This is a genomic window from Tunturiibacter psychrotolerans (assembly GCF_051013365.1).
GTDB classification, from domain to species: Bacteria; Acidobacteriota; Terriglobia; order Terriglobales; family Acidobacteriaceae; genus Edaphobacter; species Edaphobacter psychrotolerans_A.
Genome location: NZ_CP132941.1, coordinates 3,933,908 through 3,956,602, shown reverse-complemented (window position 1 = coordinate 3,956,602; position 22,695 = coordinate 3,933,908). Strand labels below are relative to the sequence as shown.

Below are 22,695 nucleotides of genomic sequence, written 5' to 3'. Positions count from 1 at the left end.
AGGAAACCAACCCACTCTCCCACCGTATCTAACCTCAATCGAATCCTTGGAGCGACAGGAGGCTCAAGTGCGCAAATCCCTCAGCTACACCACCCTCGCGCTGATTCTTGCCGCCACCATCACCTCGCACGCCGCCCAGTCCGCCCAAAAATCCCAGTCCAGCCAGAACTCCCAATCCGAATCCATGGACTGCACCGACTCCGACAAACCCATCACCACGCACGACTACACCAGCATCCCCGGCGACATCCTCCAACCGCATCGCCTCGAACTCACACGCCCATTTGACTCAAACGCAAAGCTCAAGCTCCACGTCTGCCGCGCGAACCTGCGAATAAATATCGAGCCCGACGCCAAACAGATCAAACTCACCATCGTGCTGAACTCCGAATTAGCCAGCTACAACATCGCCAACTACATCCAGACCATCCGCGTCCAGCCCGACAAGGGCGTCATCCAACTCAACTTCCCCAAGGCTGCCCAGGCGTCAGTAACCGTCACCATGCCAATGGGGCAGAACTCCGACAACGAGATCAACCTCGGCTACGGCGACCTCGACTTCAACGCCACCGGCAGTGCAGGCCATCGAGAATTCAACGTCGGCATGGGCCACATGCAGCTCCTCCTCGATAAGGACAAGAGCTATGCCAACCTGAAAGTCAACGTAGGCCTCGGCACCCTCCACGACCACCGCCCCGGCGGCTCCGACGGCCACTTCACCGCCACAAAAGTTTATCCAGGCACAGGCGCAGGCTCACTCGAGATCAACGTAGGCATGGGCTCGCTCGACATCCGCAACGACTAAAGATCTTCGCGTTATCGAAATAAGCAGGCCCGGAAGTGATCTCTTCCAGGCCCATCTTTTGCACTTAGTTCACTACAGCCCGTCAATCGGCAGTGATACGTGTCGCGGCAATTGTCCCATCCGTCTCCGGGCCCTCTTTAACACCCGCGAGACTATACACTTGCATTTTGTAGTTTCCGGTGTAGGTTTTGCCGTCACGGGACACTGTGTCGGTTTCGTCCTGGATGAAGTAGTTGGTTGCTGTTGCTCCGGGTGTGGCGAAGATCCAGCCAATGTGGTGAGTGTGCACAGTTCGCGGAGCGATCGTCTTCCACGCTCCAAAGCAGATATCTCCTCCAACGGGCGCCAGCCATATGTTTTCAAACTCCGTTCCATCGCTGTGCCACTCCTTGAACGACACGGTGATCGGAGTGCTGGAGGCGACCGGCGTGTAGACGACCTGCCACAGTCCCACAATGGAGTCGCTGTAAACGCTGTCTGATTGTTCGTGTCCCGCCTGCGCCAATATCGGCAGTTTGATCGGGCCGCTGTAGCCCGAGCCCGACAGATTGGGACACGCGTTCGCAACTGTTGTGGCCAGCATGAACCCCGCGATTGCAACCAATGCGAACACGCCACGAGAAAACCGGCTCCCAAACGCCCTCTGACGCGCGATCCCTGTCTGCGTCTTCTTCATAATTCGATTCATTGTCCTTCTCCTTTTTCTCTGGCAGTGCCAGTTGTGTTTCGGCTAAACCACCACTGCATCCACTGCGAGGCAGAGATAGCAAACATTCAGTGAAGAAGCGACTCTCGGAACGACTGACTTCATCGCACCCTGTTCGCTCCTAGGCCGGGAGCTGACTCCGAACATTCGAGCCCGCAACTCAGTTCATCGCTCGTAGAAACCGCTTGCCAACGAGATACTCTGCAGCGCAGTTCGACACAATACAGAGGAGGTAAAGTCGAGGTAAAGCTGAGGTGAAGAAACAAGTCCTTGCAATCGAACAGGATGGAGCACCTTAACATCCGGCGCTGCTATACTCCCACCACAAGGAGTGACCTCCCTTGGCCGTCTCGGTCTACAAATTCGGTGATTTCAAACTGGATTGCGACCGCTTCGAACTGTACCGGGCCGGGCGCAGTCTCAAGCTGGAACGCAAGCCGATGGAGTTACTCGTCCTTTTAGCAACCAGAAACGGCAACCTCGTCACTCGAACCGAGATCGCCGAACATCTATGGGGTCGCGAAGTCTTCGTCGACACTGAACACGGAATCAACACCGCCATCCGCAAAATACGCGAGATCCTGAACGACGATCCCGTCCAATCCCGCTTTGTCCAGACCGTCACCGGCAAGGGCTACCGATTGATCGGATCCATCATCGAAGTCCCCGTCGAAGCCGTCACCTCGACCGCACAACAAAGCGACCAATCCTCATCGAGCAGGAACCGAAGGGTCGGCGACATCAACCCACCCCCGCCGCCAGCCGGCGCAGTCGCCATACAGGATCTCCCAACCCCCAACGAAGACCCCCCGCCACAGCCTCCAGCATCTCCCAGCAAAGACCAACCGCCCCCTTTTCGCAACTCACGTGTTCTCGTCTGGCTCCTGGGATCAGCCGTCCTGGTTCTTCTCATCCTTGCAGTCACTCTCGGCGCACGCATCCTGCGAAACCGTCTTCATCCCACAGCGCCCAAAATCACCTCCCTCGCTGTTCTCCCCCTCGACAACCTATCCGGCGATCCAGCTCAGAACTACTTCGCCGACGGCATGACCGACGAGCTCACCACCATGCTCGCCAAAAACTCGACCCTCCGCATTGTCTCCCGCACCTCCGTCATGCAATACAAGGGCGCCCACCGACCCCTCCCCGAGATAGCCCGCGAACTTGGCGTCGACGGCATCCTCGAAGGCTCGATTTCGCGCTCAGGCGACAACGTCCACATGACCATCCAACTCATCCAGGCCCCCACCGACACGCACCTCTGGGCCGAGAGTTACGATCGCAACGCCAACGACGTCGTCACGCTCCCGAATGAAGCCGCACAAGCAATCGCAAAACGGCTAGGCGGCGCCACTCTTCAACCCGCTTCCGCTCGATATGTAAATCCTGAAGCCCACGACGCCTACCTCCGCGGGCGCTATATCTGGTTTCAGGGCGACAACGAAGCAGCAGGCAAATACTTCCGAAGAGCAATCGAACTGCAACCGGACTACGCACCCGGCTGGGCTGGCCTTGCCACCTACTACGGTCAAGGCACCTTCTACGATCTCGACCCAAGAGTTGCCAATCCGAAGGCAAGCGAAGCAGCCAAAAAAGCAGTCGAACTCGATCCCTCGCTTCCCTGGGCTCACCTCGCACTTGGCGCATCCATGTTCTTTGATTGGAATTGGCCGCAGGCGGAGCAGGAGATCGAACGCGCGATTGAACTCAATCCCGACTTTGCCGAGCCCTATCACTTCCGCGCAAAGGTGTTAAACGCATTCGGCCGCAATAGCGAAGCCATCGAATCGGAAAAAAAAGCGATGGAACTCGATCCGTTTGAGCGACCCTTTGGCATGGCTCTAGCCTTGAACTTCTCGCGACAATACGACGCCGCAATCGACGACGTTCGTTCAAGATTGGAAGGGACGCCTCAGGACGCCATGCTTCACTGGATGCTCTGCGAAGCCTACCGCCGCAAAGGCGATCTAAAGCAGGCGGCAAAGGAGTGGGAGACAGGCATGCTGTTGTCAGGCAACAAAGAGGAGGCCGAGAACATCCGGCTTACGTATGAGAAGGGCGGCTATCAGGCTCTCCTCCTGCGACAGGTGGCCAACTTCAAAAAGCAGTCCGCAACACAATACGTCTCGCCTATGCAGTTTGCCCTTCAATACGCCCAGCTCGGCCGCCGCGATGAGACGCTCGCCTCGTTAGAGGAGGCGCGACAACAACATGCCCCCGACCTCCTCTGGGTCCAGAACGACCCCGCCTACGACTTCCTCCACTCCGACGAGCGCTATCGCGCCATCATCAAAGCAACCGGACTCCCGCCAAAATACTGACCGCCCCAACGCAGCAAAGCCCCGGCTTTTCACCGAGGCCAACCACAAAATCCAACTAGTCCGATCTATTTCTTCTTCAGCCGCTTCACCACACCAGCCAGCGAGTGCTCATTCATCGCCGCCACCGCATCGGCTCGCACCTTCTTAATCCAAGCGCTCACAGCCTTATCCTCAATACTCAACCAGTCCCCCGCCGACGCCTCAAACACATCGCCCAGCCCAATCTGCTTCGCCGCCACCTTCAGCTTCGCGCCCCCATGCGGCCCTTTCTTCTGTTCAATCAGCCCCGCCTTATGCAGCAGCAGAAAAGCCCTCCGCACCATCACGGCGCTCTCCTTTAGCTCCTCTGCAATTGCAGACGACGTATGCATTGCCTCCGGCTCACTCGCCAGCACCGCCAAAATTCGCACGCTCAACTGAAACCGTCCGCTCTGTGCCATGCAAAAAAACTACCACACCCAGCCGAGGATTCGATGACTCATCCTCACTCGTTACAATTTCTCCACCACACCAACATGTAAACTTCTTTAGTGAACATCCTTTTTGTCGGCGACGTCTTCGGATCCGCCGGTCGCCACATCGTCCGCGAACACCTCCCCCACGTCCTCGAAACCAACGAAGTCGATCTCCTCGTCATCAACGGAGAAAACGCCGCCGGCGGCTTCGGCATCACCCCCTCCATCGCAGAAGAGCTCTTCGATCTCGGCGCCCACGTCATCACCACCGGCAACCACATCTGGGACAAGCGCGAGATCTTCGAATACATGACCGTCCCCGCCGACTCCCACGTCCGCGGCCGCCGCGTCATCCGCCCCGCCAACTACGCCGTCGGTACTCCCGGCTTCGGCGTCTACGAGGGCGAACTCCCCACCGGCCAGGCCTACGCCGTCATGAACCTCCAGTGCCGCGTCTTCATGTCCTCCTGCGACGACCCCTTCCGCAAAGCCGACGAACTCCTCAGCAAGATCACCGCCAAGGTCATCCTCCTCGACCTCCACGGCGAAGCCACATCAGAAAAAGTGGCCCTCGGCTGGTATCTCGACGGCCGCATCACCGCTCTCCTCGGCACCCACACCCACATCCCCACCGCCGACGAGCGCATCCTCCCCAACGGCACCGCCTACCAAACCGACGTAGGCATGTCCGGCCCCTACGACTCCGTCATCGGCGTAGAAAAAGAGTTAGTCCTCGCCCGCTTCCTCACCGGCATGCCGGGCAAATTCGAGCCCGCCAAGGGCAACCCAAAGATGTGCGCCGCCCTCATCAACTGCGACGGAGCCACCGGCCGCGCCCACCACATCCAGCGCATCATGCTAGGCGAATAACCAGACACCCCAAAAAGAAAAGAGCAGCCGAAAAGGCTGCTCCTCTCAATCCATTCAAAAAGCTATTTCCTGCTGGCAGGCGGCACAATCCCATTCATCCGCAGATACTCCACCAGCTGCCCATAATGGTCAGAAGCGTGCGCCACTAACCCACCCGCCAGGCTCGCCCGCGTATTCGTCCCCTCCACGCTCTCAAACGCATTCTGCGGAGTCAGCGTCGCGAACGCCTTATGAGCAAACACGAAGGAAGCTTTCAGCGCCGCAACCGCCGCGTCCTTGTCCTTGATATTTGCCAGCGCCTTCACATCCACATCCGGCTTCATCGCGCCCACTTTGCCGCCATAGTAGTAATTCGCCGATGCAATATGCAGCACCATCTTGCGAAACGTGCTCACCGTGGCGTATTCGCTCCCCTGCCCCGGCACAAAGATCGCAGCGCTCGGCGCAAAGTCATACTTCTCAGCCGGCATCGCCTCGGCCAGCGGTACCATCTCGCCCTCAAAATCACTCAACATCCCATCGAAGCTCTTCGACGGCGCAATCATCGTCCCCGGTGCGATCTTCGGCCCTTTCGCATCCTGCGCCTGCATCCCTGTCGCGCAACAACAAGCCAGCGCCAACACTACAGCCATCCGCTTCATCATGTCATCTCTCCAAAAAATTCATAAACTCCCTGCGCGAAAGCGCAGAGCCGCGCTAAGCCTATCAGGTTTCATCCATCCTGATGTCACAAAGCACATCTCACACGCGACGATCACCATACAGCTGAATCTAAGAAGCAGGAAACGCCGGGTCAGCCTTGATCTCCTCAATCTGAAACGTATGCCGTGTGCTATGTTGTCCCAACACCACCAGCCACTGATAGCAGTCCAGATCTCCTAACGAGATATGAGGAAAGAAATGATCGCGCAACTTCGCCTCTGTCTGCGCAGCAAATGCAACTGTAACCGCCCTGGTCTTTTGTAACTCGGAAACTAACTCATTCCGATCCGGCCATCTCCCCGTCGGACGAACGACTTCCCGAGCAATCAATTTGTTACTCCGGCCATTCGCGATCCCGAGAACGAACGGCTCCTTCGCGCCAACCTCCGCCCTCTTCTCAGGCTCAGCAGCCCCCTCCAGAGTCTTAGCAATCGCCGACCGGATGAATCCTTCAAACACAATCAAGTGCTCGATGTTATCTGCAATCGACCATCGCTCCGGCGTCTCGCGAAAGCTCCACTGCTCCTCCGTCAATCCACCCACCAACCCCAACAGCCGCGCTTCACTCGATGCCAGTTGCTCCAACACAAGTCGCCGTTCCAGCTCGTCCATAGCTCCCCATCTACGCGATCCAATCTAAACAAGATCAGGATAAATTGGCGCTGCACCTCTTACCAGCCCAACGTCCCCGGAGCGCCCTTGAACGGCCCCTTCACCTGCGAACTGATCCACCCGCCATAAAAGTCCCCCGGCTGCGGCACAACACGCTCTCCGTCCACCCAGCACTCACCGACTCTGTTCGCATAGAAAGCCAGATAATCCTTCAACTCCAAATAACTCCTCGACGGATTCGCATAGCTCCAGGCCACTCCAATAGAGAGCGATCCACCCTCCCTCACCATCAGATCCCAATAGCTTGCAATGCCCTTGAACTCGCAGAACGTCCCACGTGCTCTGCTTGGACGCAGCAGCTGCATCGCCACATCCCCCGGCGGAAAGTAGTAAACCGGCGGATGACTCGTCTCGAGAATTCGCATCGCACGCGTGGTTTCCGCCACCACAACTCCCGCATGCACTACTCGCAAATGACGCCCGGTCGCCTCCAGCCGAGGCGGCCGCGGGTAGTCCCACGCTGACTCAACCCCACTCGCACCCTCTTCCATCCCGCCGTCAACATTCTCTCTTCGTTCCATCGCGCACTCTCAGATTCAACTGTAAACTCCAGCTAAGCCCGGTCCGATCACACTTGCGCCGTTCGCCCTCAGCAAGGAAGGTTCTGTGCACATCATCAAAAGTTCCGACAAACCTATCGACCGTATGGATCGCCTCGCCGACATGGCTCACTTCCCCGCTCTGGTCAACGCCGGCGCCACCGCAAACATCGTCATCACACTTCTAATCACATGGCAACTGGTCCCACGCTATCCGCAGACCTACGCACCCATCGTCTGGACAACGCTCGTACTCTGCATCAATCTCATGCCGGTCATCTTTCTACGCGCAGTCTCCTACAACAAATCCCCCACGCCAGCTCTGCGCAGCATGAGCCTCTTCAACGACCAGCACCGCTTCTCCGACTGGGTCTACCTCGCAGCCTCCGCCAATATGGCCTTCTGGATCCTCGTCTCATGGTCGATCTTCACAATCTCTTACACACCAACCACACTAGCCGCACTACTCGCCGTCGCATTCATCGTCACCTTCTCACCAGTACTCCTGCGCCCATTTCTACGATGAATCAACGCCGCGTTCTCGGCCGACTTGTCCAAATCTGCTGCAGTACAGTCTCTATTCACACCCAAACCGAATCCTTCGCAACGTCGCCTACCGATCCCACCATCAGATAGGCTTCCCTTCGCTCTCCCGCCAGCGCTCCATCAGGCCGTTGCTCGGCAAAGACTTATCCAGAACCTTGTAAGCGGTCTCCACACCAGCCACAGGCAGTCCGTGAGGATCGAGCAGGCCGAGCTGGACCAGAACCGAAGCCTGATCCCAATAAATATGTTCGTGCACTAGTTTGTCGCCTTCAAACTTGACGATCGCCACCGTCGGGACTTCCACCGCGCGACCGGTAGGAGCAATGCCTGGGAGCATCCAATCCATCGTTCTAGTGTGCGTGAAGTGAACAATAAACTCGTCTACGATCGTGTCACTCCCAACCGTACGACTTACCGGGGTCAAACGAAAGTCAGGCGGATTATCGGGAATGAAATGGTAGGCATAAAAGCGCTTGAGCTGATCATGGCCAACCCCACCGGTCATCGTAGGAATGTGATTGACGTATGGCTGCGAAACCATAGTAGCCATTGTCGCAGTCGCATCTCGCGTCTCGAACTCGCAGCGACAGTGTGCTTCCCAAAGAGCCACCAAATCAAACTGTGACATCGGACCGTCCCTCCTCGCTTGCAACTCCTTTTTGACAGCAAATTTATTCTCTACCGAAATCATCAAATCCGCGTGACAAACTTCCTCGCCGCCTCACGCTCCATCTTTTAGCAGCAAAGCCGCCTCCAGGCCGCCACACAGTAAAATAAAGCCATGCGCCGAATCTACATGGACGCGAACGCGACCACACCTCTGCTCCCCGAAGTCTTCGAAGCCATGCGTCCCTTCTTCCTCGAGCACTACGGCAACGCCAGCTCCATCCATCAGCAAGGCCAGTACGCCCGCGCCGCCGTCGACCACGCCCGCGACCAGATCGCCCACCTCCTCCACTGCCGCACCTCCGAGATCGTCTTCACCTCCGGTGGGACCGAAAGTGACAACCTCGCTCTCTTCGGCACACTCGAGAACGCCGCCGCACCAGCTCACTTCATCACCACCAGCATCGAGCACGACGCCGTTCTCCGCGCGGCCGAATCCCTCTCCAAAAAGAAGATAGAAGTCACCATCCTCCCCAGCACCCCGCAAGGCGTCATCGAGCCCACTGCCTTACTGGCCGCCATCCGCCCCGAGACCAAGCTCGTCAGCGTCATGTTCGCCAACAACGAAACCGGCGTCATCCAGCCCATCGCCGCGCTGGCCGCTATCGCCCACGCCTCTGGCGCCCTCTTCCACACCGACGCCGTTCAGGTCGTAGGCCGGCTCCCACTCGACCTCAGTCCCAAAGGCGCCCTCAAAGATGTAGACCTCCTCACCATCTCCGGCCACAAGATCTACGCCCCCAAGGGCATCGGCGCCCTCTTCGTCCGCCGTAACGTCCGCCTCGCCCCCATGCTCCACGGCGGCAGCCACGAGCGCCAGCGCCGCGCCGGAACCGAAAACGTAGCCGGCATCGTCGGCCTCGGCAAAGCCGCCGAGGTATCCAACACCTGGCTCGCGGAAGACAACGCCACAGATGGCCCCACCCACCTCGCCGCTCTTCGTGACCGCCTCGAACAAAGCATCCTGTCTCAAGTAGAAGAGTGCGGAGTCAACGGCGAAGGCGCCCCTCGCGTCTCCAACACCTCCAACCTCTACTTCGATCACATCGAAGCCGAAGCCCTGGTCATCGCCCTGGACCTCAAAGGCCTCTCCGTCAGCGGAGGCTCTGCCTGCCAATCCGGCGCCACCGAACCCTCCCACGTCCTCACCGCAATGGGCCTCTCTCCCGCCCGCGCCCGCGCCAGCATTCGCTTCTCTCTCTCCCGCCTCACCACCGCTGAAGAGATCGACGAAGCCCTCGCCCTCATACCCGCCGCCGTAGCCCGGCTCCGCGACCTCAGCCCCACCTGGAACAAACCCGCACTCATCCCTGCCTAACCCACCAAAGCAAAGCCGCCTCGCAAGAGGCGGCAGAGCACTGCTCAAAAATAAATTCCAAAAGCTTGGCGCATTTTTCATCGCCGAAAAACACGCGGCGAAACACCACGTTCCACCACGCATCTCACCACGAATTCACCATCAAAACACCACGTCAAAACAACCGTTTTTCTCAAAACCCTCAGCAAAACGGCGCTACAGGTACCAGGGAATATTAACCACCACAATCCGCTGATTCCCCTTCACCAACAGCAGCAACTTAAGCAACTGCACCCGCTGGTTATGCAGCGCATTCTCCCACCAATGCCGCACCACCAGCTCCGGCAGCAGCACAGCCACCTTCCGCCCGGGATTATCCTCCTCCAGCTTCAAGATGTAGTCCATCAGCGGGCTAATGATGAATCGATACGTCGAAGGAATCGTCACTAACTGCGGCTCCTGCAGCCCCTCCTTCTTGATCGGCGCCATCACAAGCTCTTCCCAGATATCCTCCAGGCTGCACTCCTCATCATCGGAGTGAATATGCACCACCTTGATCTCCTTCGAAAGCAATAGGCCAAATCGCATTGCCTTCTCCGTGATCCGGTCCCACCGAGCCATCGGAATCACTACGAGCGGCTCCTGTAGATTCACCAGGTTCAACGGTGCCAGATCCGCCATCTCGCGCTTTACCCGCGCGTAATGCCGCTTCACCACCCACATGATCCCGATCAACACCGGCACCAGCAGCGCCGTCACCCACGCGCCAGCACGGAACTTTGCCAGTAGCACCACGATCGTCGTGATTCCGGTCGCAACAGCACCGACACCATTCACAAACATGTGCCACCCGCGGCCCTTGTGCTTTTCCATCTTCATCCAGTGCACAACCATCCCCGCCTGCGAGAGCGTAAAAGCAAGAAATGCCCCAATCGCATACAGCGGAATCAGACGGTCTGTCACGCCACCAAACAGGATAAGAATCAGCGCAGTCAAACCAGTCAGCGCATAGATCCCATGGGAAAACAGAAGTCGCCGCCCGCGCAGAATAAACACATGCGGCAGATAGTCATGCAGCGCAATCGCGCGTGTCAGACGTGGAAAGTCCGCAAACGCCGTGTTCGCGCTCAACGCCAGCGCCAGCAACACGCTGCCCATCGTCAGGAAATAAAACCACCCTCGCCCGAAGACCGCAGTAACCAGCAAGCTCAAGAGGCTTTGGAAGTGAGCGGCATCTGGATCCATCGGCATAATCCGGTAAGCCTTTGCCAGGTACGCAATGCCGAACAGCAGCACCATCAGAATCCCAATAATCACCGTCAGCGTTCTCTGCGCCCGCTGCACTCTCGGCTCACCGAACGCCATCACCCCATTCGACACTGCCTCAACACCAGTCATCGCCGCGCAGCCGCTGGCAAACGCCTTCAGCAACATCCACGTACCCAACGTCCCCACAGTTGCCGGCAGCGCAGCAGGAATCGGTGCCATCGCCATCGGGTGTCCGCCCGCATGAACCGTCTTCCACAATCCAATGACGATCAACGCCAGCAGTGTGCCAACAAAAAGAAACGTCGGAATAATAAACGCCGTCCCCGTATCCTTCACCCCGCGCATGTTCACCAGCGCAAGAATCGCCAGAATGACCAGACAGATCAGCAGCGTGTGGGGTTGCAAACTTGGAACGGCCGAAGTCAGCGCCGTAACACCTGCCGAAATCCCCACCGCAGCCGTCAAAATATAGTCGATCATCAGCGCCGCCGCTGCCAGCAGCCCCGGTTTCTCTCCCAGGTTCTCCGATGCAACGGTATAGCTCCCACCGCCCCCCGGATACGCCGCAATCGTCTGCCGATAGCTGAAGTACACAATCGCCAGCAGAATCAGGATCGCCCCGATGATCCGCCAACCGTACTCCACACCGCCGATCCCCAAAGGAATCAGCAGCGTCATGGCCGCCTCAGGCCCATACGCCGCGCTCGTCAGCCCATCCAGGCCGAAGATAGGAATTCCCGCAGCGACACCAATGTGCTCTGCCCGCTCCTCACTCGTTGCAAGGGGCCTGCCAATAATTGAATCTGCAAGTGACATACGATTTAGATCCTACCGCCTCCGTCAACCCAATCCCTCGAAAAAGTCATAAAGAAGACGTAAAAGACCCTCACACGATATCGGCTCCAGTAGCCATTCCGGGAATCCCGGCCACACCTATAATCGACTCAATACAGCTTTCAGGAGAATCCATGTCCACCGCTGCTCTCTACGACATCCCCGTCCACAAAATCACCGGCGAAGGTACCTCGCTCGCCGACTATCGTGGCAAAGTCCTCCTCATCGTCAACGTAGCCTCCAAGTGCGGTCTCACCCCCCAGTACGACGCGCTCGAAAAAATCTACGCCCGCTTCAAAGACTCCGGCTTCGTCGTCTGCGGCTTCCCAGCCAACGACTTTGGCGGCCAGGAGCCCGGCTCCAACGAAGACATCCAGGCCTTCTGCCGCTCCACCTTCGGCGTCGACTTCCCCATGTTCTCCAAGATCACGGTCACCGGCCCCGACACCCATCCGCTCTACCAGTCCCTCATCGCCGCCGAACCCAAAGCCACCAGCCCCGGCCGCGAAGCCTTCCGTGAAAACCTCAACGGATTCCTCCAACAACACGGCACCACCACCAACCCCGAACCCGGCATCCTTTGGAACTTCGAAAAGTTCCTCATCGACCGCAACGGAAGAGTCGCAGTTCGCTTCTCCCCCGAAGTCCTTCCGGACGACCCCGCCGTCGTCGCCGCGATCGAATCCGCCCTCAACTCCTAATCCCGGAATACGGACGCATCCTGACCAAAAACAGCCTGCGTCCTTTCCTTCCTCGTATCCGTATTCAAGTAATATCTAAAATCCCTTCGCTTCGAGAGGAAAAGTCCCCGCTCATGATCAGCCGCACCTCCATCCTGCCTCTAGCTCTTTTAACCCTCGGGACTCCTGGCCTCCTCCAGGCCCAGCAGACCCCCATCCAGATCACCGCCGATCTCTCCGAAGCCCCCCGCAAGCTCTACCATGCCGAGATCGACATACCCGTCCAGCCCGGTCCCGTCTCTCTCACCACCCCCAAGTGGATCCCCGGCAACCACCGCCCCACCGGCCCCGTCGATGACATCACGGGCGTCGTCTTTACCGCCAACGGCAAAGTCCTCCCATGGCGCCGCGACGATGAAGACCTCTACGAGTTCCACGTAACCGTCCCTGCCGGCGTCACCACCCTCCACGCCCATCTCGACTGCATCGTCACCGCCCGCGTCAGCGACAAGCTCGCCGTCCTCGAGTGGGAAAAACTCCTCCTCTACCCCGCGAAGACCCCCGTAAAAGAGATCGCCATCCAGCCGTCAGTGAAGGTCCCCACAGGCTGGGGCATCGGCACGGCCCTCACTCCTACCGACGGCTACGATCCACAAAATCCTAAGGGCGGCCTCACCCACTTCGCCCCCACCACCGTCGAGCAGCTAGAAGACTCCCCCGTCATCACCGGCCAGTACTTCCACGAGTTCGCCCTCGCCCCCGAGGTCACGCCGAAGCACTACATCGACGTAGTCTCCGACTCGCCCGAAGACTCCAACCTCCGTCCCGCCCTCCTCGCCGAACTCAACAACCTCGTCCGCGAGACCGGAGCCGCCTACGACTCCCGCCACTACAACGTCTACCACTTCCTCCTTACGCTCTCTGATGTAGCAGGCGGCGAAGGCCTCGAGCACGGCCAGTCCTCCGACAACGGCGTCGGCGAAAAAGGCTTCTCTGACCCGATGCATCAACTCGCCGAAGCCGACCTCCTCTCCCACGAGTTCACCCACTCCTGGAACGGCAAGTACCGTCGCCCCTTCAACCTGTATCAGGACGACTTCGAGAAGATGCAGCAGGGCTCGCTCCTCTGGGTCTACGAAGGCATGACCCAGTACCTGGGCAACGTCCTCGCAGCCCGCTCCGGCCTCAAATCGCAGGAGCAATACCGCGAGATCCTCGCCCTCTCAGCCGCCAACCTCGACTACAGGCCAGGCCGCGAGTGGCGCAGCACAGAAGACACCGCCATCGCCGCCAGCATCCTCCGCGGCGGCAACCCCGCCTGGGCAAACTGGAAGCGCGGCCAGGACTACTACCAGGAGGGCGAACTCTTCTGGCTCGACGCCGACACCCTGATCCGTCAGAAGACGAACAACAAAAAATCCCTCACCGACTTCCTTCACATCTTCCTCGGCAAGGGAGGCAACACCGGCCCCCTCATCGTCACCTACAACCGTGACGAGCTCATCGCCGATCTCAACCAGGTCATGCCATACGACTGGGCCACCTTCATCCACGAACGCATCGACAATCTCAACCCCCACGCCGACCTCACCGGCATTGAACGCGGCGGCTACAAGCTCGTCTACACCGACAAGCCCTCGAAGTCCGAGCACACCATGGCTGAGTCCGGCAGCCGTCGCGGCAGCTCCGTCAATGTCTGGTACTCCCTCGGCTTCCGCGTCAGCAGCGACGGCGCCATCGCCGACGTTCGCTGGAACGGCCCCGCCGACAAGGCCAAATTCTTCCCCGGTCAGAAGATCATCGCCGTCAACGGCAACGTCTTCTCCGGAGACGCGCTCAAGACCGCAATCAAACAGGCAAAGGGAACCTCTGAGCCAATCCACTTCATCCTCCAAAGCAACGCATTCGTCACCACCGCTGACATCGACTATCACGACGGCGAACGCTACCCCACTCTCGTCCGTGTAGACGGCACACCCGCCTATCTCGACGACATTACAAAGCCCCTCGCCAAATCCGAACCCATCCCCGCCGAGAAGAAAGAAAACGAGACGAACCAATAATCACCAACTCAACAAAAGCGCCGCTCATAAAAGAGCGGCGCTTTTTTACTGCAACATGGCAAAGAGAGCTACGACACTTCCAACCCACCCGTAGCTCCATACACCTCTCCGGTCACATAACTCGCCTCCTGCGAAGCCAGCAGCACATACAACGGCGCCATCTCCACCGGCTGCCCCGGCCGTTTCATTGGCGTCTCTGAACCAAAATCCGGAATCTTCGCCGCCGGCTGTCCGCCACTGGTCTGCAACGGCGTCCACACTGGCCCCGGAGCCACGCAGTTCACGCGAATCCCGTCCTCTGCGACCTGCCGCGCCAATGCTCTGGTGAATGCAAGAATCGCCGCCTTCGTAGGAGCATAATCCAGCAGACTCGGACTGGGATGCGTCGCCTGGATCGACGCCGTCGTGATAATCGATCCACCGGCCGGCATCAACGGCAATGCTGCCTTGCACATCCAGAACAGAGCAAACACATTCACCCGGTACGTCTCTTCAAACACCTTCGTCGTCATGTCCGCGATCTTATCCACCGCATGCTGCCTACCCGCCACACAAGCAAGAATATCCAGCCCACCCAGCTTTTTGTGCGCCTCTTTCACCAGCTTCACGCAGAACTTCTCATCCTTCAGATCACCAGGCAGCGCAAACGCCTTCCTTCCTTCAGCCTCAATCAACGCGATCACCTCGCGCGCATCCGCCTCTTCGCTCGGCAGATAATTGATCGCCACATCCGCACCCTCCCTCGCAAATGCTATCGCCGCCGCACGGCCAATTCCCGAATCGCCACCCGTCACTAGGGCCTTCCGACCCGGTAGCCGTCCGCTCCCGCGATAGCTCGTCTCCCCATGATCGGCCTTGGGCGTCATCTTCTTATCCAGCCCCGGAACTGCTTGCGTCTGCTTCTTAAACTTCGGCCGTGGATACTGCTTCGTCGGATCCTGCAGCTTATAAAGATCGCTCATCGATTCACCAAACTCCTTCTCCTGAACTTCAATCTTCGGTTGGATGCAATCTGGCGAACCTGCGCGACTCCACATCGTCAACTCTAAAATTTTGCGGCGGAAACCGGTCAAACTTCGATAAGCTCTTGGAGACCATCACACTCGGAGACGATCAATCCTTTCATGCTGACTCTCACGCAAAACATAGTGATCCTCGTCGTCACAATGACCTGCTCCATGCTCTTCATGGCCCTGCTCAACCGTTTCTGGCCGCGCGAACGGCGCACGGCGCACAACGATCTCATCGGCTGGCAGCTCGGCATCCTTGGCACCACCTATGCGGTCATCCTCGGCTTCATGCTTTATACCGTCTGGACCAACTTCGGCGAAGCAAACGTCAACACTGACCTCGAAGCCAACTCATTGCGCAACGTCTATAACATTGCCCAGGGGCTTCCTGATCCCCAGCGCATTCTCCTCCAACAGCAGGCCCGCGCCTACGCCGACGCCGTCATCAGTTATGACTGGCCCGAGATGCATGGCGGCAAAATCCCCGAGGAAACCCATCTCCTCGACCATGACATGTGGAAGACCCTCACCTCCATCAAGGCTGCCACCCCCTCCGAACTCGTCGCCCAGGACCACGCAATGACCGAACTTAGCTCCCTCACCGAGCACCGGCGCACCCGTCTCATCCAGAGCGTCTACCGCCTGCCCACCATCCTCTGGGCTGTTCTTATCGTCGGAGGCCTCGTCACCATACTCTCGGCCTCCCTCTTCGGCGCCGCCAACCGAACCCTCCACATGGCTCAGGTCTTCTTCTTCACCCTGCTTATCACCCTTGTCCTACTCGCAATCGCCGACGTCAACCTGCCCTTCCGGGGCTGGGTTCACGTCAGCGACTTCGCTTTTCAACATGCAAGAAAAAATATGAACGACTAACGACCGAAAGCTACCGTTCTATCGACGATAGTTCTGCGCATAACTGTCGCGTGGCAGACCCTCCGCACGCCCCTTCTTCACCAGCGCAAAGGCCTGATCGCGGGTCATCGCTCCGCCGACAGTCACCAGATAGGGAGCATGCCCGCTGGGCGTAAACACCTCTGGCCGCAGATCCGGATGCTTCGCCGCAACGCTCGCCGCTTTCTGTTGAGCCAGCTTCTCCCCGTTGTAGGTAAATGCCACCACCCGCCACTGCCCCGCACCGTTCGTCGCTGTCGTCGCCGCTGCAGGCACAGATGCCTCCGGTTTCGCCACAGCAGGAACAGCAGCCACCGGCTCAGGCGCAGGAGTCTCCAGCGCTGGCGTCGGAGCAGACGCGCTCCCCTCTGTCGCAATCGCGGGCACAGAAGCATTCGCCTGCACCGCACCGGACTTCGCACGGCCATGCACAAAGAGCGCAACCACCGCCAGCAGCAGCATCGCTCCAACACCAATCGCCAGCCGCCGTCCTTCTATCCCGCGCGGCTCCTCCTCCACAGGAACCCGAACACGTTCCGACGGGTAAGACGGAAGCTCCTCCACTACGGTCTGCGCCACTATCCCCGCACCCGCCTCTTTCGTTACCACTGGCTTAGCTGTCACCGGACGAGCCTCCACCCGCACCGTATCCGGCCGTAGCGCTCTATGAATCTCCTCCAACCCCCACTCCCCGCTCATTCCCTTGGGGACGATCTCGTTGAACGGAGCAGCCAGCGGCATATACCGCTTCGCCGCTTCAAGCGTCTTGCTCTGCGTCAAGGCCTGCAGCAACACCACCGCATAATCGTGCACATCCCGGCTCTTCAGCTCGCGGCCCTCCTGCCCCTCCGGAGTCTCCCGGATGCAGTCGCTTCGCAGCTTGATCGCCTCCCCAACCGCAAGCACATTCGCCGGCTCAATATGTTCATGCACAAATCCATTCGAGTGCAGCGCCTCAAGCGCCGTCAGCAAACTCGTCGCAATCTGCTTCGTCTCTTCCGTCGTCAACCGCCGTTCCGCCACAATCTCACCCATGTTGGCGTCCACCGGCTCCATCACGGCATAAACCAACGCCGTCTCGTCCAGCGTCACCCGGCCAAACTGAATCAGCTTCACCAGATTGGGATGGTTCAGCACCTGAATCCCGCGCCACCGCACCAGGATCTCTTCATCATCAAAGTGAGATTCGATCAGCCGTATCACCGTCGGTCCACCCACCCCATCCGACGTCGAAAAGAAGGCGCTCCTGCCCTCAGGCCGTATCAGTTTTGTAAGCGGAAACGCTCCATCAATCGTTCTTCCTTCATATTCTGTCCACAGTTCCATGTCTGTTCTACCGTCCTAAGAATTAATTCAAGGAGAAGGCCGCAAAGGGCAAAGGAAACAAGAAAGGACGTGAGAAAAGCAGTCACAAGCAGCCAGACTCCTCGCACAACCACGACCTATTATCCTTCATCGTAACGCCCCCACTCAACGCACACTAACTTCCCGCTACATTTACCAGGTACTGCTCTAGCTTCCCGTCCGGCTCCTCATAGACTGTGACGCGCAACTTCCTCTCCGGGAAGCTCACCTCAAAGATCCGGAACGTCATTCCTCCGCGCAGTTCCTCAGCCAATTGCTTGAAACTCGTCGGGGCTCCAAGCGGCTTCAAGCTGCTCGAGAAGTCCGCCACCGCCTCATCCGTGAAATACGCATTACAAAGCTCCGTCAACTGCGTACGATCCAGCTTTCCACTCTGCAAGCCTGTAAAGATATCCAGCGCGCGCTTCTCTGCCGCAGCCGCTCCAGCCGAAGCCCCATCCCCACCAATCACCAGCGGACCAATCCTCTTCGCCAACGCCCCCGCAGCGCTCGATGCATCCTCATTCGTCAACACCGTCACCGACACCTTGTCATCGGGATACACAAGATTCTGCGACACAAACCCCGACACCTCTCCGCTGTGCGACACAAAGCGATGCCCATTCCACTCTCCCACCTGCACTCCCAACCCATAGTGTGTCACACTGCCATCCTTCAGCTTCACCTCGCGAAACATCTCGTCATAAGAAGCCTGTGACAGCAGGCTCCGATTCATCAAACTGATATCCCACAGCGCTAGATCGCTCGCCGGCATCGCCAACTCACCCGCAGCAAACATCCACCCCGCACCCTCCTGCGGAGCCGGACGCAGCGGCCCCAGTGCATGTTGGTAGTACCCCGTCGGATCAGTCGCCGGCAGCTTACTCGCATCCGAGTTCAACACTCCATTCATCTTCAGCGGCTTGAAGATCCGCTCCTGCAACTGATCGATCAACGGCTTGCCCGCAACAATCTCCGCAATCCGCCCCGCAATCACATAGTTCGTATTCGAGTACTGCCACTTCGTCCCCGGCTCGAAGTCCAGTGGCTTCTTCGCCCACACATCCAGAATGTGCTGTGGAGTCGCCGGCTGCATCATCGAGGTCATCACATAATCCTCGGGCCAAAAATCCTGGTACCCCGAAGTCATCGACAGCACCTGCCGCACCGTCACCTCATTCGCGCGCGTCAGCTCCGGCAGATACTTCCCCACCGGATCATCCAGCTTCACCTTCCCATCCTGCACCAGCATCAGGAGCAACGCCGCCGTAAACTGCTTGCTCACCGAACCGATCGAATACTGCATTCCCGGCTCCGCCAGCATTACCGGCTCCAGCCGAGCCTTCCCATACGCCTTCACAAACGCGACCTTCCCACCCTGCACCACCGCCACCGAAGCGCTCGGCACCCCGGTAGACTTCAACACATCAGCAGCCGCCTTATCAATCCCCTTCACCGCATCCGGCGCAAGCGTACTCTGCGCCAGCACCGTTCCAACCATTGAAAAACCCAACCCAAGGACAGCAGCAGAATACACTCGCAGATTGATCATGCACGAAAGACTAGCAGCACTTCTGAAACTCGTCAGCCTCAAATATTCTCTCCATCCAGGCACCCGGTTTTCTCCCGAAGCCTCATATTTTGCTACCCTTGGCTCATGCTCCTTCGCCGGCTTCCGCTCGCCCTCCTGCTCTCCTGTACCACGCTTCTGGCCCAATCCTTCACCCCCGTTCGCGAACAAAAAAACCTCTCCCCCGCCGCCATCGCCAAGCTCCACACCCTCGAAACCCTCAACGCCCTTCCCGCAGGCGAGTGGCACTTCCACGCCGGCGACGTCCCCCACGGCGAATCCCCCTCGCTCGACGACTCCTCCTGGCCACTCGTCGCTCCCAACTCCAAAGCCCCCCACGAAGCCGTCTGGTACCGCCGCGAGATCGAAGTCCCCAAGACCCTCAACGGATATGACCTCACCGGCGCCCGCATCTGGTTTCAGTTCCGCGCCGGAGCCAACGGCCCCATCCCCGAGATCATTTACTTCAACGGTCGACGCGTAGCCCTCGGCGACGACCTCGAACCCATCATCCTCTTTGAACCCGCCAAGCCCGGCGACAAGATCCTCGTAGCCGTCAAGCTCCTCCAGACCGTCGACGACAAAACCTTCTCCGGCATCAGTCTCCGCATCGAACCCAACCCCAGCGCAACCGGTGCCACAGCCCGCCCATCCCCCGATGACATCCGTATCCAGTGCATTACCGCGGCAAATCTCCTCCCCTCTCTCACGCCGCCGCGCAAAGACCTTCTGCCCAAAGTAGAAGAAGCCGTCGCAGCCATCGACACCAACGCGCTCGCCGCCGCAGACCAGGCCGCCTTCGACAAATCCCTCCGCCACGCGCAGGAGATCCTCACCACCCTGCACCCCGTTCTCTCTGAAGCCAAAATCGACCTCGCCGGAAACTCTCACATCGACGCCGCCTGGCTCTGGCCCAAGAGCGAAACCATCGACGTCGTCAAGCGCACCTTCACCACCGCGCTCCAACTCATGAACGAGTACCCCGACTACACCTTCTCGCAATCCGCCGCGCAGTACACCGAGTGGATGGCCGAAAAATACCCCGCGCTCAACGAACAGATCAAGCAGCGCGTCAAAGAGGGCCGTTGGGAGATCGTCGGCGGCATGTGGGTCGAACCCGACCTCAACCTGCCCGACGGCGAATCTCAGGTCCGCCAGCTCCTCCTCGGCCAGCGCCTCTTCAAGAAGGAGTATGACGTCGTCGCTCGCATCGGCTGGAACCCCGACTCCTTTGGCTACAACTGGCAGACACCCCAGATCTACAAACGGTCCGGCCTCGACTACTTCGTCACGCAGAAGATGCACTGGAACGACACCAACCAGCTTCCCTTCCGCCTCTTCTGGTGGGAGTCCCCCGACGGCAGCAAAGTCCTCACCTACTTCCCCACCGACTACGTTCACGACAACGTAAACCCAACCCGCATCTCCGCAGACTTCGCCGAATCCGCCGACCGCAACCCCGGCACCACCGAGATGCTAGACCTCTACGGCATCGGCGACCACGGCGGCGGCCCCACCCGCGCCATGCTAGACCAGGCCGACCACTGGATCGCCGCAGGCTCGAAAGACCACGACGCAGTCCCCACCATGCGCTACCACACCGCGCAGCAGTACTTCACCAACGTAGAAAAAAACCTCAACTCCAACTCCCCCACCTGGAACTACGACTCGATCGCCAAAGGCTACACCGCACCACCAGCGGCAAACGGCGCCCTCGGCATCCCCACCTGGAAAGACGAGCTCTACTTCGAATACCACCGCGGCGTCTACACCACACAAGCCGCGCACAAACGCAACATGCGCACCAGCGAAGTGGCAACCCTCGACGCAGAAAAGCTGGCTTCCTTAGCCTGGCTCAACGGCCAGCCCTACCCCAACCCCGAACTCACCGAGAACTGGAAAAAAATCACCTTCAACGGCTTCCACGACCTGGCCGCTGGCTCAGGCATCGCCATCATCTACAAAGACGCCCAACGCGAATACACCGAAGTCTTCAACGCCGACAAACTCATCACCGAAGCCTCTCTCAAAACACTGTCGGACCAAATCAATACATCGAACCAACCTGGCGAACCGATCCTGGTCACGAACACGCTTGCATGGCCGCGCAAAGAGACAATTCGAATCGATGTGCAGACCCCCGAAGTCGGAGAACTCACACTCACCGATGACACTGGCCGCAAGCTGCCCTACGAAGATCTACAAGAGGGACTCAACAATCGCGATCACACCGTACTCGCAACAGTTGACGTACCAGCTCTAGGCTATACGGTTCTGCACGCAACCGCTTCGTCAGCCAAGCAGCCGCGTGGCTACGAAACCGCGCCCTCCGACCTGACTCTCGCCAACGACAAACTCACCGTGACAATCGATCCCAAGACTGGCTGCATCACCCAGATCAGCGATCCGGCAGACAGCCACAAATATCTGGCGCCCAACTCCTGCGGCAACCAGCTACAAGCCTTCGCCGACACTCCGAAGCAGTACGACGCCTGGAACATCGACCCCGGCACCCTCGATAAAGCGCCGTCCATCATCGATCACGTCGACTCGATCCACGTCATCCGCTACAGCCCGCTCCGCAAGACCATCCAAATCTCGCGCCACTGGCAAAACTCCACCTTCATCCAAAACATCTCCCTTGACGCCGGATCCGACCACGTTGATATCTCCAACGACATCGACTGGCACGAATCCCATGTCCTCCTCAAAGCCGCCTTCCCACTAGCCGCCACCGCACCCAAAGCCACCTACGAGATCCCCTACGGTTCCATCGAGCGCCCCACCACCCGCAACAACTCCTGGGAGAAAGCCCAGTTCGAAGTTCCCGCCATGCGCTGGGCCGACCTCGGCGACGACAAGCAAGGCCTCTCCATCCTCAACGACTCAAAGTACGGCTACGACGCGGTCGGCAACACCCTCCGCATCACCCTCCTCCGCTCCCCCACCTGGCCTGACGCCAACGCCGACCGCGGCCACCAGCACTTCGTCTACTCCCTCTATCCCCACACCGGCACCTGGAAGCAAGCCGAGACCGTCCGTCGCGGCTATGAGCTCAACGACCCACTCAAAGCCACTCAGGTCTTCGCTCACACCGGTACCCTCCCCGCCGAACACTCCTGGGCCGCCGTCGAAAATCCCAACGTAACCCTAACCGCCATCAAAAAAGCTGAAGACTCCGACGCTCTAGTCTTCCGCATGTACGAGTGGGCCGGCACCGCATCGCAAGTCAAACTCCACATCCCTCCCGGCGCCACCTACGCCGTCGAATCCAACATGATGGAGAAGCCCGAAGGCGAACACCTCTCGCTCACCGGCGACGTCGTCACCGTCCCCATCAAGCCCTACGAGATCCTCACCCTGCAAGCCGTCTATCCCCACCAACCCGCCACGCCAAACAATCAGTAGCCTCTTCGTATCAACCTGCGCCGCAGTGAGTCTCCCCAACTGGAAAC

At 58.9% G+C, this 22,695-nt stretch carries 19 protein-coding genes; 9 read left to right on the top strand and 10 right to left on the bottom strand.

The annotated features are described in order from the left end of the window. The first annotated feature begins 67 nt into the window (after window positions 1-67). Window positions 68-805 carry a hypothetical protein gene (locus RBB76_RS16585; protein ID WP_429629702.1) on the top strand — a complete coding sequence of 246 codons (738 nt, stop codon included), beginning with the start codon at window positions 68-70 and terminating at the stop codon, window positions 803-805. A gap of 82 nt (window positions 806-887) precedes the next feature. Here the strand turns inward: RBB76_RS16585 and RBB76_RS16580 are convergent, their stop codons facing one another. Beyond that, a complete protein-coding gene (locus RBB76_RS16580) occupies window positions 888-1,493 on the bottom strand; it encodes a hypothetical protein (RefSeq protein ID WP_429629703.1) in 606 nt (201 codons plus the stop codon). 359 nt (window positions 1,494-1,852) lie between these two features. On the opposite strand from RBB76_RS16580, the gene RBB76_RS16575 reads away from it, so the two are divergent. Next, on the top strand, window positions 1,853-3,832 hold the full coding sequence (locus RBB76_RS16575) for a winged helix-turn-helix domain-containing tetratricopeptide repeat protein (protein ID WP_429629704.1): 1,980 nt from the start codon (window positions 1,853-1,855) through the stop codon (window positions 3,830-3,832). A gap of 65 nt (window positions 3,833-3,897) precedes the next feature. On the opposite strand, the gene RBB76_RS16570 is transcribed toward RBB76_RS16575, so the two are convergent. Beyond that, window positions 3,898-4,272, bottom strand: a complete 375-nt coding sequence (locus tag RBB76_RS16570; RefSeq protein ID WP_429629705.1) for an RrF2 family transcriptional regulator — start codon at window positions 4,270-4,272, stop codon at window positions 3,898-3,900. A 90-nt stretch (window positions 4,273-4,362) separates the two neighbouring features. Between RBB76_RS16570 and RBB76_RS16565 the strand changes: the two genes are divergently transcribed. Continuing rightward, window positions 4,363-5,157 (top strand): TIGR00282 family metallophosphoesterase, encoded by a 795-nt coding sequence (locus RBB76_RS16565; RefSeq protein WP_429629706.1) that lies wholly within the window; start codon window positions 4,363-4,365, stop codon window positions 5,155-5,157. Window positions 5,158-5,219: 62 nt separating this feature from the next. On the opposite strand, the gene RBB76_RS16560 is transcribed toward RBB76_RS16565, so the two are convergent. The 3 genes from RBB76_RS16560 to RBB76_RS16550 all read right to left on the bottom strand — a co-directional run bounded on the left by RBB76_RS16560 (window position 5,220) and on the right by RBB76_RS16550 (window position 7,052). Next, complete coding sequence (locus RBB76_RS16560; protein ID WP_429629707.1) at window positions 5,220-5,801, bottom strand: DinB family protein; 582 nt, start codon at window positions 5,799-5,801, stop codon at window positions 5,220-5,222. 127 nt (window positions 5,802-5,928) lie between these two features. Next, window positions 5,929-6,471, bottom strand: a complete 543-nt coding sequence (locus RBB76_RS16555) for a DinB family protein (RefSeq protein ID WP_429629708.1) — start codon at window positions 6,469-6,471, stop codon at window positions 5,929-5,931. A 59-nt stretch (window positions 6,472-6,530) separates the two neighbouring features. Then, window positions 6,531-7,052 carry a DUF427 domain-containing protein gene (locus RBB76_RS16550; protein ID WP_429629709.1) on the bottom strand — a complete coding sequence of 174 codons (522 nt, stop codon included), beginning with the start codon at window positions 7,050-7,052 and terminating at the stop codon, window positions 6,531-6,533. 85 nt (window positions 7,053-7,137) lie between these two features. On the opposite strand from RBB76_RS16550, the gene RBB76_RS16545 reads away from it, so the two are divergent. Continuing rightward, window positions 7,138-7,596, top strand: coding sequence for a hypothetical protein (locus tag RBB76_RS16545; protein ID WP_429629710.1), 459 nt, complete (start codon window positions 7,138-7,140; stop codon window positions 7,594-7,596). Between the two features lie 102 nt (window positions 7,597-7,698). Here the strand turns inward: RBB76_RS16545 and RBB76_RS16540 are convergent, their stop codons facing one another. Beyond that, window positions 7,699-8,244: an ester cyclase gene (locus tag RBB76_RS16540; RefSeq protein WP_429629711.1), complete on the bottom strand. Its 546-nt coding sequence runs from the start codon at window positions 8,242-8,244 to the stop codon at window positions 7,699-7,701. A 153-nt stretch (window positions 8,245-8,397) separates the two neighbouring features. On the opposite strand from RBB76_RS16540, the gene RBB76_RS16535 reads away from it, so the two are divergent. Next, window positions 8,398-9,600: a cysteine desulfurase family protein gene (locus tag RBB76_RS16535; RefSeq protein WP_429629712.1), complete on the top strand. Its 1,203-nt coding sequence runs from the start codon at window positions 8,398-8,400 to the stop codon at window positions 9,598-9,600. A gap of 195 nt (window positions 9,601-9,795) precedes the next feature. Here the strand turns inward: RBB76_RS16535 and RBB76_RS16530 are convergent, their stop codons facing one another. Continuing rightward, on the bottom strand, window positions 9,796-11,664 hold the full coding sequence (locus RBB76_RS16530) for an APC family permease (protein WP_429629713.1): 1,869 nt from the start codon (window positions 11,662-11,664) through the stop codon (window positions 9,796-9,798). Between the two features lie 152 nt (window positions 11,665-11,816). Between RBB76_RS16530 and RBB76_RS16525 the strand changes: the two genes are divergently transcribed. Both RBB76_RS16525 and RBB76_RS16520 read left to right on the top strand, forming a co-directional pair. Beyond that, window positions 11,817-12,383 carry a glutathione peroxidase gene (locus RBB76_RS16525; RefSeq protein WP_429629714.1) on the top strand — a complete coding sequence of 189 codons (567 nt, stop codon included), beginning with the start codon at window positions 11,817-11,819 and terminating at the stop codon, window positions 12,381-12,383. Window positions 12,384-12,496: 113 nt separating this feature from the next. After that, window positions 12,497-14,425: a M61 family peptidase gene (locus tag RBB76_RS16520; protein ID WP_429629715.1), complete on the top strand. Its 1,929-nt coding sequence runs from the start codon at window positions 12,497-12,499 to the stop codon at window positions 14,423-14,425. Window positions 14,426-14,493: 68 nt separating this feature from the next. Here RBB76_RS16520 and RBB76_RS16515 read toward each other — a convergent pair whose 3' ends face one another. After that, window positions 14,494-15,387: an SDR family oxidoreductase gene (locus RBB76_RS16515; protein WP_429629716.1), complete on the bottom strand. Its 894-nt coding sequence runs from the start codon at window positions 15,385-15,387 to the stop codon at window positions 14,494-14,496. Between the two features lie 162 nt (window positions 15,388-15,549). On the opposite strand from RBB76_RS16515, the gene RBB76_RS16510 reads away from it, so the two are divergent. Continuing rightward, window positions 15,550-16,308, top strand: a complete 759-nt coding sequence (locus RBB76_RS16510; RefSeq protein WP_429629717.1) for a DUF4239 domain-containing protein — start codon at window positions 15,550-15,552, stop codon at window positions 16,306-16,308. A gap of 18 nt (window positions 16,309-16,326) precedes the next feature. Here the strand turns inward: RBB76_RS16510 and RBB76_RS16505 are convergent, their stop codons facing one another. Next, the gene (locus RBB76_RS16505) at window positions 16,327-17,652 is read right to left on the bottom strand and encodes a protein kinase domain-containing protein (protein WP_429629718.1); all 1,326 of its coding nucleotides are present in this window, start codon (window positions 17,650-17,652) and stop codon (window positions 16,327-16,329) included. A 154-nt stretch (window positions 17,653-17,806) separates the two neighbouring features. Then, on the bottom strand, window positions 17,807-19,222 hold the full coding sequence (locus RBB76_RS16500) for a serine hydrolase domain-containing protein (protein ID WP_429629719.1): 1,416 nt from the start codon (window positions 19,220-19,222) through the stop codon (window positions 17,807-17,809). 105 nt (window positions 19,223-19,327) lie between these two features. Between RBB76_RS16500 and RBB76_RS16495 the strand changes: the two genes are divergently transcribed. Continuing rightward, window positions 19,328-22,648: a glycoside hydrolase family 38 C-terminal domain-containing protein gene (locus RBB76_RS16495; protein ID WP_429629720.1), complete on the top strand. Its 3,321-nt coding sequence runs from the start codon at window positions 19,328-19,330 to the stop codon at window positions 22,646-22,648. Window positions 22,649-22,695 lie beyond the last annotated feature (47 nt).